Genomic DNA, 12,365 nt, shown 5'->3' on the forward strand with positions numbered 1-12,365 from the left:
GACACAGGTTTCTTGCGGAAGTCACGAAATAGAGGTGGAAAGGACACTTCCGGGCAGGATAGAGCGTCCGCCGTGCAAGCTCCGTCCACCCACCGTGCTTGCTTCGTCCGCGCAGATTGCTTGTGCAGAGCGTGCAGAATGCTTGCCGGAAACGGGCAAATTGCTTGTCCGGAGGACCGGAAAGCCTTGTTCCGGCCTCCCGGAAGGGTAGCCGGCTCCTCCCAAGTGGCATTTGGAAGCTGTAAAGAGGGCATTTTCCGCCCTCGGAAGCCGTTATTTTTTCTCTTTCAAATGTAAGGATTTCGCTATCCTCCTGCCATGCTGGCGGTTACGGATTTTCGCTTCCGTTTTTTCGTGCAAGCCGAAGGGAAGGCCGAAAAAACGGATTCTCGCGCATCCGAAAAGTCAAAGTGTCAGAATGTAAAGCGGGAATTTCGCCATCGGCACGCTAAAGCAGATGCCTGCCAAGCCCGGGCAATCCGGATTGAAAACCGGAGGAGCCGGACCTGAACCCAATCTGCGCCGGCGTTGCCCCGTATCCGGAAAAGACCCCGAACAACTTCCGGCCGCTCCCCCAACCTGTTTACGGCTCTATCAGGTGCGCCTTGATCCACTCCAGGTGGCCGCGCTCCGTCTCTTCGGACGTCCAGTGCTCGTTGACGGGGGTTATCAGTGCTTCCTTGGGACCCTCCAGGAGGTTGTAGACGATGTAGCTGGTAGTGGGCGGACAAACGTCGTCGTTGTAGCCCCAAGTCATGCGGACGGGCACCCGGATGCGGCGGGCAAAGTTCACCACGTCGTAGTAGGCCATGGTCTGCAGCTTGTCAGCCGTGTCCATGCCCTCCGTGCGGAAAAAGTGCGGATAGCCGCCTGCCCGCCCGGCCCGGTAGCCCGCCATGTCGCTGAGGGCGGGATGATTGGCCACGCAGGCGGTGACGCGCTTGTCCAGCCCCGCCGTCACCAGGGCCAAGGCTCCGCCCTGGCTGCCGCCCTGCACAATGACGTTGCGGCCGTCCCACTCGGGCAGCGAGGTCAGCAGGTCGACGGCACGCACGCAGGCCAGGTAGACACGCTTCATGTAGTAGTGGTCGCGGTTGTCCAGCCCGTTGGTCAGGTAGCCGTTCTCGCGGCCGTTGAAGGCCGCGCTGATTTCCCGGAAAGCCTCTTCGGACATCGTGGGGTCGAGGCCGTGGATTTCCATCTCGAAGCGGATGCAGCCCTCTTCGGCATAGTACTTGTGGCGCAGGGGTTCCTTGATGGTCTTGATGCCTGCCCCCGGCGGACAGAGCACGACGGGACACGAGCCCGGCTGCGCCCCCCGCGGATAGAACAGGTAGCCGTAGACGGCCTGCCCGCGGCTGTTCAGCTGCAGCTTCACCAGGTAGCACTCCACCCGGTCGGTGCAGTATTCCTCGGCCCGTGTACGGGTGTATTTCAGGGGGAAGCGGGCCTGCTCGTCCAGGCACGTCTGCCAGAAAGCGGCAAAGCCGGCAGGCTCCTGGGTATAGGGCCGCAGCTGCTCGGGCGAGAAGCCCACCTTCACGTGGTGCTTGTAGGTCTTTCCGTCCAGGCTCACCTTCAGGCGGCAGTCGCGGAAGCCGGGCTGTTTCATCGTGCCCAGCGCAATCCGTGCCCGCCCGTCCTTCAGCACCACGCTGCCGCAGGTGTCGGCGGGCATCAGGTCGTTCCCTATCTCGTAGTCCACCGTCAGCCCGTCCTGCGGGATGCCGTAGCGGTAGAGCTGCACTTCAATCTGTGCCTGCTGGCCCGTGCGGTACAGCCAGTCGGCGTGGTCGGGCACCGTCACCCACAGCACGTCGCTGCGATAAGGATAGTTCTCTGCCCGCAAGGGAAGCAGGACAGTGCACAAGGCAAGGAAGAAGAAAAAATAGTGTTTCATGGTTCCATTCATCGTTTGAGGTTCAACAATATATTGCCGTTCTCCACAGGGTTCCAGCCGTCGGCGCCCGCCAGGACTTCTTGCATGGAGTAGCCCTCCAGGTCTTTCAGCTGGCGGGAGAAGGGGGCGCGCTTTTCGGGAGCCGCCCCGGCGCCGGTGCTGCCATACTCGGCATAGAACACGGTGCGTTCGGCCTCCTTCTTGCCCCAGTTGTGCCAGCCCGCAGGCACGATGTGACCGCCCAGATGGCAGCGGACAAAGACCGCCCGCGCATAGGGCCGCCAGGGACGGGAAAGGTAGACTTGCGACACGCCCTCGTCGGCCGTCAGGCGGCAGTCGTAGAATACGTAGCCGTAGGGCTGCCCCTCGTCGGTAGAGGGGGCGGTCACGTAGCCCTTGCCTTTGCTGTGGATGTGGCAGCGGTTGAACACGGCCGTCGACCAGCCGAAGATGAAGTCCACCGTGCCCTCCACGTAGCAGTCCTCGTAGTACTGGCGGCAGCCCTTGCCGTAGGTGTAGAGAGTGTCCTGGAAGCCCAGGAAGCGGCAGTGCTTGAAGTAGGCGCGGTCGGCACTGACAAAGCAGGCCACAGCCTGGCCTACGGGCCCCGCGGTATTCTCGAAAGTGAGGTTCTCGGCATAGAAGTCGGGGGCGTAGATGTAACACGAGGCGGAGCCGGACGTGCCGGTGTTCTCGCCGAAGCGGTTCGGCTTGGAGGCATAGTCGTCGAAAGAAATCACGGCGCCCTCCTGCCCGATGAGCGAGAGGTTGATTTTGCTTTCGGGTATCACCACCTTCTCCTTGTACACGCCGCGGCGCACCAGGATGGTGGTGCGCACGTTCTTGCGGAAGTCGGGAACGGCGTCGATGGCCTCCTGCACGGTGAAGAAGTCGCCGCTGCCATCCTGCGCCACCACGAAGTCGTAGTGACGGACGTAAGGCGCCAGTGCGGGCACGGCCTGGGCTATGGCATCCACCGTCAGTCCCGCAACGACGCGCGCACCGTAGATATTGAGGTGTGTGTTGTCCTCCCGTCCCTTGGGCATGGCGGGCACCGTGTTGGCGGGCACCCACATGTAGAGTTTCTTCGACTCCACAGGGCCCAGGCCTTCCACCAGCTCGTGGGTGATGCGGTTCATGTCCACAAAGGGCACGTCCAACTCGCGCGCCACGTTGCGGGGCGAGTCGAGGTAGGATCCGTGCGTGTCTATCAGCCGGTCGCCCTCCTGCGGATGCTCGGCGCGTGCCTCGTGCTTGGCGTCGGGGTTCACGCCGCGGCGGATGTCGTCCTGGCTGATGGCGGCGGCAATGGCGCTGCCGTCGGCCGTACCGAAGTTGCGCCGCACGATGGAGTTGAACAGGACGGGGATGCCCCCTTTGGCACGGGCTTCGTTGACAAAGCGCTTCAGGTTGGCATCGAACGAACCTCCCCCGGCATCGGTGTGCCGCTTGGGGTCGGTCTTCTCGTCGTTGTGGCCGAACTGGATGAAAACATAGTCGCCCTTCTTTATCAGGGAGAGCACCTTGTCCCAGCGGCCTTCGTCGATGAAGCTCCTGGTGCTGCGCCCGTTCACGGCATGGTTGTCCACACGCACCTCTTCGGAGAGGAAGCCGGGCAGCATCTGTCCCCAGCCCCGCTCGGGGTTTCCTCCCGTCAGGTCCTTGTCGGCCATGGTAGAGTCGCCAATCATAAAAATGGTAATCACAGGCTTGTCCGCCTTGAAGGAGGAAAGGAGCAGCAGAAGCCCCACAAGCACAATCAGTTTCTGTTTCATGTTTTTCATCTATATCGAATTACGGGGAAGCCTACCCTCCCTCTCCAAAACCTCATACCTAATGCCTCACACCTAATGCCTGATTCCTCCTCCACTTGGAGCAAGCCTCGAACAAGTAGTCCCAGTCGTCATAGCGGGCGGCTTCGGCGGCGGTCAGCCTTACGGCCCACTTCACGCGCCGCGTCGTGTCGGCCCCTTCGCCCGTATTGCCATACTCCGCATAGCGGGCAGTCTTTTCATTCTCCGCATTACGCCAGTTGTCCCAGCCCTGCGGGCAGATGTGACTTCCCATCTCGCAACCGATGAAGACGGTGGCCGCATACGGTCGCCACGGGCGCCCCAGATAGACCTTGTCCACCCCGGCAGCGGCCGTCAGCCTGCACCCCCTGAACACATAGCCCACCGGCACGTCGGCCGGCGTAGAGGCTGCCGTGATATAGGAGTTGCGTTTGCTGTGGAGGGTGCAGCCCTCGAACAGGGCCGTGGAGGGACCGAAGATGAAGTCGGTAGTGCCCTCGATGTAGCAGTTCTTGAAGTAGAGCCGCGTGCCGGCCACGCCCGTATAGACGGTGTCCTGATTGCCCAGGAAGCGGCAGTTGATGAAGACCAGGCGGTCGCCCTCGGTGTGCAGTGCCACGGCCTGCCCCAAGGGGGCCGCGTTGTTTTCGATTGTCAGGTTGCGGAAGGTGATGTCGTTCCCTTCCACCTTGAACGTATAGGTGCGGAACGTGCCCATGCGGTTGATGTTGGCGTGGTCGTCGTAGGTGATGACGGTCTTTTCGGCATCCTCGCCCACAAACTCCACGTTTTGCAGCCACGAGGGCAACACGACTTTCTCTTTATAAAGGCCGTTCCTGACCAGCACCGTCACCCGATAGTCCATGAAGGCACGAATGCCCTCCATGGCTTCGGTCAGCGTGCGGTAGTCGCCCGTGCCGTCGCGGGCCACCACCAGCGTGTCCTTCCACTGCCCCGCAGCCGGCAGGAGGCAGGCCCAGAGCAGGAGGCAGGCTAACAAGCCCTTCCTGCGGACAGTTTTTCCCATAGCCTTGCCTTATTTGACGGTTTTCTTCACGTCCTGAAGACGCTCCCACTCCAGACTGGCCAGGATGAAGGGACCCACGGCCTTGGCATCGTTGTCGCGGATGGTCTCGTTGATGTAATAGTCGTAGTCGCCCGAACGGTAGTTCTTTCCGCCCAACCCGGCCACGGCACAGGCCTGCGTGATGCTCACCAGCCCGTCCTTGTCCACCCGAATGAACTCTTTCAGGATGCCTTTATAACCTTTCACGGCCACGTCCAGATAAGAAGGGTCGATGTAGCCCTTGCGCACGCCCTTGAACAGCGCATAGACAAACATTGCCGAACAGGAGGATTCCAGATAGTTCCCTTTAGCGCCGCTCTTGTCGAGCACTTGATACCAGACACCCGTCCTGGCATCCTGCAGGCGCTTCACCTGCGCGGCTATATTATTGAAGATAACCAGCATGGAATCGCGCCCCGCCTCGTGCTTGGGTATGAAGTCGAGCGCATCGACAAAGGCCATGGCATACCAGCCCAGCGCACGTCCCCAGCAATGCTGCGACTGACCGGTCACGGGGTCGGCCCAGCGCTCCTTGCGGCTTACGTCGCAGGCGTGGCGATACAGCCCGTTGGAGGAGTCGTAGGTGTGGCGGGCTGCCATGAGGAACTGGTTGACCACATCGGCATAGGCCTCCACCTGGTTGTTGCGGAAAGCGTATTCGGCATAGAAGGGCGCCCCCATATAGACGCCGTCCAGCCACACCTGGTTGGGATAGACTTTCTTGTGCCAGAAGCCGCCGTCGGCATTGCGCGGATGGCCGTCGAACTGACTGCGCATCAGGTCGATGGCTTTCTTGTATTTCTCGTCCTTGGTCTGCTCGTAGATGCGGAACAGGAACTTGCCCGAATTCACACGGTCCAGACTGTACTCCTCGCGCTTGTACATCTTGATGGTGCCGTCGGCATTCACCATCGTATCGGCATAGGCCAGCGCATAATCATAGAACTTCTTGTCGCCATAACGGTCGTAGACATCGAGCATGGACTGCAATTCCAGCCCGTGACAATAGTCCCACTTCAGCTTCGGCTGAAAATCCAACTGCCACGACTCGGGCCAGCGCACCATTTCCGACTCAGCCATGCGTACCGACCAGGGATTGTCGCAGCTCACGCGTTGGGCACCTGCCTCCGTCGAAAGAAAAGCCAGTACAGCCAGCAAGATAACCTTACAAAAAATGTACATTTTCATGAGATAATTTCTTATTTGTATTAGACCTTAATTTTATGCAACAAAAATAGCGGTTTAGCCCGAAAAGCACGTGCATTTTTCAATGAAGTAGGTGTATTAATTGGTTTTCGTGTACGAGAACGAGCGTTTTCGTGTACGAAAACGAGGATATTTCGTACACAATATCATAAAAATGTGCCAAAAACGTCCACATTACTAATATTTATGATTTTTGCATTTGATTAATTGGCGAAAAGGTCTTATTTTTGGCACGGCTTTCAAGGCATACTATGAGATAAAACATTATCAATTACATAAACTAAATCACAAGAGAATGGAACAAGTTTTCGGTTACATCATCAGCCTGGGAGCAGCAGTGATGATGCCTATTATCTTTACAATTTTGGGCGTATGCATCGGCATCAAGTTCAGCAAGGCCTTCAAGAGCGGTCTGCTGGTGGGTGTCGGTTTCGTCGGGCTTTCAATTGTCACCGCTTTGCTGACCAGCAGCCTGGGCCCCGCACTGAATAAAGTAGTGGAAATCTACGGCCTCCAACTGAAAGTATTCGACATGGGCTGGCCTGCAGCCGCCTCCGTAGCCTATAACACCTCGGTAGGCGCCTTCATCATCCCTGTCTGCCTGGGCGTCAATATCCTGATGCTGCTCACCAAGACCACCCGTACCGTAAACATCGACTTGTGGAACTACTGGCACTTTGCCTTCATCGGAGCCGTAGTTTACTTTGCCAGCGACAGCATCTGGTGGGGTTTCTTTGCCGCCATCATCTGCTACATCATCACCCTGATTGCCGCCGACTATACCGCCAAGAAGTTCCAGTCTTTCTACGCCAACATGGAAGGCATCTCCATCCCGCAACCGTTCTGCGCCGGATTCATCCCTTTCGCCGTCATCATCAACAAGCTGCTGGACAAGATTCCCGGCTTCGACAAACTCTACATTGACGCCGAAGGCATGAAGAAAAAGTTCGGTCTGCTGGGCGAACCCCTGTTCCTCGGCGTGCTGATTGGCTGCGGCATTGCAGCCCTTTCATGCAAGGACAGTAAAGAACTGGTAGACAGAATACCCTACATATTGGAACTGGGCATCAAGATGGGTGCGGTCATGGAACTGATTCCGCGCATCACGGCTCTGTTCATCGAAGGGTTGAAACCCATCTCGGACGCAACGCGCGAAATGATTGCCCGCAAATTCAAAGGTGCCGTAGGACTGAACATCGGCATGAGCCCCGCACTGGTCATCGGCCACCCCACTACGCTGGTGGTTTCCCTGCTGCTCATCCCCGTAACCCTCCTGCTGGCCGTTATCCTTCCCGGCAACGAGTTCCTGCCGCTGGCATCGCTGGCGGGCATGTTCTACCTGTTCCCGCTGGTACTGCCCATCACCAAAGGCAATGTGCTCAAGTCGTTCATCATCGGCCTGGTAGCCCTTACGGTGGGCCTCTACTTCGTGACCGACCTGGCCCCCTACTTCACCAAGGCCGCCCACGACGCCTACGCCATGACCGAAGCCAAGGGAAGCCCCGACGGCGCGCTGAAGATACCCGACGGCTTTGAAGGCGGTGCCCTGGACTTCGCCTCCAGCCTGTTCTCGTGGTCCATCTTCCACCTGACGTACACCTTTAAATATATCGGCTCTGCCATTCTGGTGGCATTCACGCTGTTCCTGATGATCTGGAACCGCCGCGCCATCCTCAAATTCCAGAGAAAAGCAGCCGAAGCAAGCGAAAACAAATAAAAAAACCAATAAAACAAGAGCATTATGAAAAGATTAGCATTCGCATTTATGCTGGGAGCAGCTGCCATTGCAGCCAATGCCCAAATGAACTACAAAGTGCAGACAGCCTGTCATCCCGACGACGTGAAGCACTACGACACCGAGCGCCTGCGCAACTCCTTCATCATGGAGAAGGTTATGGCACCGGACGAAATCAACCTCACCTATACCCTCTACGACCGCCTCATCTACGGTGGCGTGATGCCCGTCAACAAAGTGCTGAAGCTGGAAACCTTCCGCGAACTGGGTCCCGAAATCACCTACTTCCTAGAGCGCCGCGAACTGGGCGTCATCAACATTGGAGGCGACGGTGTAGTGACGGTAGACGGCAAGGAATATCCGATGAAATATAAAGAAGCCCTCTACGTGGGTTGCGGCAACAAGGAAGTGACCTTCAAGAGCAACGACGCCACCAAGCCTGCCAAGTTCTACATCAACTCGGCTCCCGCCTACAAGCAATTCGTTACCCAGCTGATCACCACCGACGCCAAGGCACAGAAGGCCGAACCCAAGAAATATGCGCTGGCCATCTCAGACCACTACGGCAAAATGGAAGACAGCAACGACCGCGTAGTGAACCAGCTCATCGTGAAGGACGTGCTGGAAAGAGTGAAGAACGGCGGTACCAACCAGCTGCAGATGGGGCTCACCGAACTGGCTCCGGGTTCCGTTTGGAACACCATGCCTGCCCACACCCACACACGCCGCATGGAAGCCTACTTCTACTTCAACGTTGAAGAAGGAAACGCCATCTGCCACCTGATGGGACAGCCGCAGGAAGAACGCCTGCTCTGGCTGCACAACGAACAGGCCGTTACCTCCCCCGAGTGGAGCATCCACGCAGCTGCCGGAACACGCAACTATACCTTCATCTGGGGTATGGCAGGCGAGAACCTGAAATACAGCGACAAGGACGAAATCAAATATACGGATATGAAATGACAACCGGATAACGGAAAGAGCGGGCATGAATGCAACATTCATAGCCCGCTTTTATCATTTAATCCATAGATTACACCAAAAAATACACCAACAAAGCAGCCCTATCGCTTATCTTTGTAACGCTAAACAAAATTAAATCTACTATCATGACCAATCTTCAGAACGCGACGGCCAAAATGACCAACTACCGTTGGACCATCTGTGCCATGCTCTTTTTCGCGACAACCGTCAACTATCTGGACCGTCAGGTCCTCTCCCTCACGTGGAAAGACTTCATCGCCCCCGAGTTCCACTGGACCGACGCCCACTACGGAGACATCACCGCCATCTTCTCACTGGTATATGCCGTGGCCAACCTGTTTGCAGGCCGGTTCATAGACTGGATGGGCACCAAGAAAGGCTATCTGTGGTCCATCTTCATCTGGTCGCTCGGCGCCTGCCTCCATGCCGTCTGCGGCTGGGCCACCGAACACGTGGTAGGCATCCACAATGCCGCCGAAATGATTGCCGCCACCGGCGCGACGGCCGCCACCATCGCCATCACCAGCGTCTACTTCTTCATTGCCGCACGCATCGTGCTGAGCATCGGCGAAGCGGGCAACTTCCCCGCCGCCATCAAGGTGACCGCCGAATACTTCCCCAAGAAAGACCGCGCATTCGCCACCTCCATCTTCAACGCCGGCTCCATCGTGGGCGCCCTCGTGGCCCCCGTCACCATTCCGTCCATGGCCCGGTACTTCCAGAGCATCGGCATCGGCAACGGCTGGGAAATGGCCTTCATCGTCATCGGTGCGCTGGGCTTCGTCTGGATGGGCGTATGGGTATTCGCCTACAAGAAGCCCGAAGGCAATCCGCACGTGAACGCAGCCGAACTGGCCTACATCAATCTGGACAAACAAGGAGGACAGGCCAACGGCACACAGAACGCCGCAAACGTCAAGGAAGAAAGAAAGATGAGCCTCTGGGAATGCCTGAAGTATCCGCAGGCATGGGCCGTGGCAGTGGGCAAGTTCATGACCGACGGCGTCTGGTGGTTCTTCCTCTTCTGGACACCCGCCTACATCTCCGACGTCTACGGCTTCTCCTCGGACAGCGGAACGGCACAGCTGCTGATATTCGTGCTCTACGCCATCACCATGCTGTCCATCTACGGCGGCAAGCTGCCCACCATCATCATCAACAAGACGGGCATGAACCCCTACGCGGCCCGCATGCGCGCCATGTTCATCTTCGCCCTCTTCCCGCTGCTGGCCCTGTTCGCACAGCCGCTGGGCGAGTACTCCTACTGGTTCCCCATCATCATCATCGGCATAGCCGGCGCCGCCCATCAGTCCTGGTCGGCCAACATCTACTCCGTGGGCAGTGACATGTTCCCCAACAGTGCCGTAGCCACCATCATCGGCCTGGGCGGCATGGCAGGCGGCATCGGCTCCTACCTCATCAACAAAGGCTCGGGCATGCTCTTCACCTACGCCGCCGGCACCACCATCGTGGACGGTCAGGAGGTGGAAATGACCAAAGCCCTGCTGGCACAAGGCGCCGAGTTCGCCCGTCCCGCCATGGAGTTCATGGGCTTCGAGGGCAAACCCGCAGGCTACTTCATCATCTTCTGCATCTGTGCCGTGGCTTACCTCATCGGCTGGTGCATCATGAAGATTCTGGTTCCGAAGTACAAACCCATCGTAGTGGACTGACCCGCTCCGCCGGGAAACAGATAAGGGACTGAGACTGAATCCCCGGTCCGATGTGAAAAGGGTGTGTCTGACGCAAAAGCGAGCAGACACACCCTTTTCCTTTATATTCAGCTTCCGCCGGAAGGACGCGCAGCATCCATGCTTACAGCGGGGTGAGGACAGCCTTCCGACGCTCCGAGGCAGACAGCCGCATCCTGTTCATTGGATGCCCGTATGGTCGGCAGACGATGCTTGCATGGTCCACGGACGACGCTTGCACGGTCCACGGACGATGCTTGCATGGTGCGCGGACGATGCCTGCATGGTGCGCGGACGATGCCTGCATGGTCCGAAAGAGGCGCCGCAACCGTCAGACGGGCTTCTCCTCCTCCTGCTTCCGGCTGGCAAATTCGCCCGGTTTCATACCAAACTGTTTCTGGAAACACTTGGCAAAGTAGGAAGGCGTGTTGAAGCCTACCATGTAACAGATTTCGTTGATGCGGTACTTGTTCTCGGCCAGCAGTGCCGCCGCCTTCTTCAGGCGGATGACCTGAATCAGCTCATTGGGAGTGATGTTGGCCAATACCTTGACTTTGCTGAACAGCCCGGAACGGCTTACTCCCATCTGTTCGGCCAGGAAGTCGACCGTCAGTTCCGGATTGGAGAAGTTTTCCTCGATAACCGCATTGATACGGGTCAGGAACTCGTTGTCCACCGTATTGTTGGCAATGCTGTTCAGCGGCACCAGCGGCATCTTCGAGAACTTCTGCCTCAAGAGGTTGCGCAGCTCCAGCAGGTTGTCTATGCAGGCCATCAGATATTGCACCGAGAAAGGTTTCTCGATATAGGCATCCGCTCCGCAGTCCATGCCGGCCACTTTCGAGTTGGTATCGGTGCGGGCCGTCAGCAGGATGAACGGGATGTGGCTGGTTGCCCAGTTGGCACGCACGGCCCGGCACAGTTCGATGCCGTTCATGCGGGGCATCATCCAGTCGCATACAATCAGCGAAATGTCATTCTTGCCAATCACTTCCTGCGCCTCCACCCCGTCTTCGGCTTTCAGCACAGTGTACTTGTCGGTGAAACTGCTCGAAAGGAAGTCGAGCATCTCGCGGTTGTCGTCCACAATCAGCATCACAGGCTTTCCGGAGGCCTGTTCCTTCGGCTGCACCTCTTCTTCGCTCACGGCAGGTTCCTTCGGCTCTTCGGCCGGCCGGTCCTGGCGAGAAGCGGCCTCGGCATGTTCCGTGGGCAGGATGACACTGAAGACGGAACCCTCATTGACCTCGGACTGCACTTCTATCCGTCCGTTGTGCAGGTCGACGATGCTCTTCACAATGCTCAGCCCGATGCCCGTGGCCGGCTTGTTCTCCATTGCCTGATAGAAGGGGTTGAATATCTTTTTCTGCTCCTCCTTGCTGATGCCGATGCCGTTGTCGGCCACGCGGATGGTGAACGTATGCCCGTCGGGAGCCAGGCTGCACGATACCGTCACCTCGTCCTTCGTATACTTGCTGGCATTGGTCAGCAGGTTGCTCACCACCTTGGTGATGGCCTCGTAGTCAATCATGGCCGTAAATCCTTCGTCCGGACACTCCAGCTTCAGCGTGGCGCCATACTGGGTGATGAAAGGCGTAAACCGCTCGCAAACCGACTTGAGCAGCTGATAGATGTTCTGCTCGGAATACTTCAGCTTCATGCCCTGCTGCTCCACTTTACGGAAATCCAACAGCTGATTGACCAGGAAAAGCAGCCGCTGGCTGTTGCGGTCTATCACATTCAGGTCGTTGCGCACGGATTCGGGCAGCGCCACCTGTGCCTTCAGCACTTTCTCCAGCGGGCCGATAATCAGCGAGACCGGCGTGCGTATCTCGTGGGCTATCATGGTAAAGAACTGTATCTTTGCCTCGTGCATTTCCTTTTCCTTATTACCTGAGTTTTGGATAAGAAATGTGCCTGAAAATTAGTTAGAATGCTCAATTATATGTATCTTTATAGTGTGAAAATCAAAACGATAGCATATAATTAT

7 protein-coding genes and 1 pseudogene are annotated in these 12,365 nt (G+C 57.6%); 3 read left to right on the forward strand and 5 right to left on the reverse strand.

Annotated features, from left to right (window positions below):
- Positions 1–583: 583 nt before the first annotated feature.
- From Q1Y74_RS03510 to Q1Y74_RS03525, 4 genes are read right to left on the reverse strand one after another with little or no spacing between them, the layout of a single operon-like run.
- Positions 584–1,900 carry an acetylxylan esterase gene (locus tag Q1Y74_RS03510; protein WP_300812351.1) on the reverse strand — a complete coding sequence of 439 codons (1,317 nt, stop codon included), beginning with the start codon at positions 1,898–1,900 and terminating at the stop codon, positions 584–586.
- A gap of 8 nt (positions 1,901–1,908) precedes the next feature.
- Positions 1,909–3,675: a pectinesterase family protein gene (locus Q1Y74_RS03515; protein ID WP_300812352.1), complete on the reverse strand. Its 1,767-nt coding sequence runs from the start codon at positions 3,673–3,675 to the stop codon at positions 1,909–1,911.
- A gap of 58 nt (positions 3,676–3,733) precedes the next feature.
- The gene (locus tag Q1Y74_RS03520; RefSeq protein WP_300812353.1) at positions 3,734–4,720 is read right to left on the reverse strand and encodes a pectinesterase family protein; all 987 of its coding nucleotides are present in this window, start codon (positions 4,718–4,720) and stop codon (positions 3,734–3,736) included.
- Between the two features lie 9 nt (positions 4,721–4,729).
- Positions 4,730–5,947, reverse strand: a complete 1,218-nt coding sequence (locus Q1Y74_RS03525) for a glycoside hydrolase family 88 protein (RefSeq protein WP_300812354.1) — start codon at positions 5,945–5,947, stop codon at positions 4,730–4,732.
- Positions 5,948–6,260: 313 nt separating this feature from the next.
- On the opposite strand from Q1Y74_RS03525, the gene Q1Y74_RS03530 reads away from it, so the two are divergent.
- The 3 genes from Q1Y74_RS03530 to Q1Y74_RS03540 all read left to right on the forward strand — a co-directional run bounded on the left by Q1Y74_RS03530 (position 6,261) and on the right by Q1Y74_RS03540 (position 10,357).
- Positions 6,261–7,682 carry a PTS transporter subunit IIC gene (locus Q1Y74_RS03530; RefSeq protein WP_300812355.1) on the forward strand — a complete coding sequence of 474 codons (1,422 nt, stop codon included), beginning with the start codon at positions 6,261–6,263 and terminating at the stop codon, positions 7,680–7,682.
- Between the two features lie 24 nt (positions 7,683–7,706).
- A complete protein-coding gene (gene kduI / locus Q1Y74_RS03535) occupies positions 7,707–8,663 on the forward strand; it encodes a 5-dehydro-4-deoxy-D-glucuronate isomerase (protein WP_300812356.1) in 957 nt (318 codons plus the stop codon).
- A gap of 146 nt (positions 8,664–8,809) precedes the next feature.
- Positions 8,810–10,357: an MFS transporter gene (locus tag Q1Y74_RS03540; protein ID WP_300812357.1), complete on the forward strand. Its 1,548-nt coding sequence runs from the start codon at positions 8,810–8,812 to the stop codon at positions 10,355–10,357.
- Positions 10,358–10,706: 349 nt separating this feature from the next.
- Here Q1Y74_RS03540 and Q1Y74_RS03545 read toward each other — a convergent pair.
- Positions 10,707–12,266, reverse strand: a pseudogene (locus tag Q1Y74_RS03545) (ATP-binding protein); the annotation flags it as partial.
- Positions 12,267–12,365 lie beyond the last annotated feature (99 nt).

The organism is uncultured Bacteroides sp., from assembly GCF_949298305.1.
Classification (GTDB): domain Bacteria; phylum Bacteroidota; class Bacteroidia; order Bacteroidales; family Bacteroidaceae; genus Bacteroides.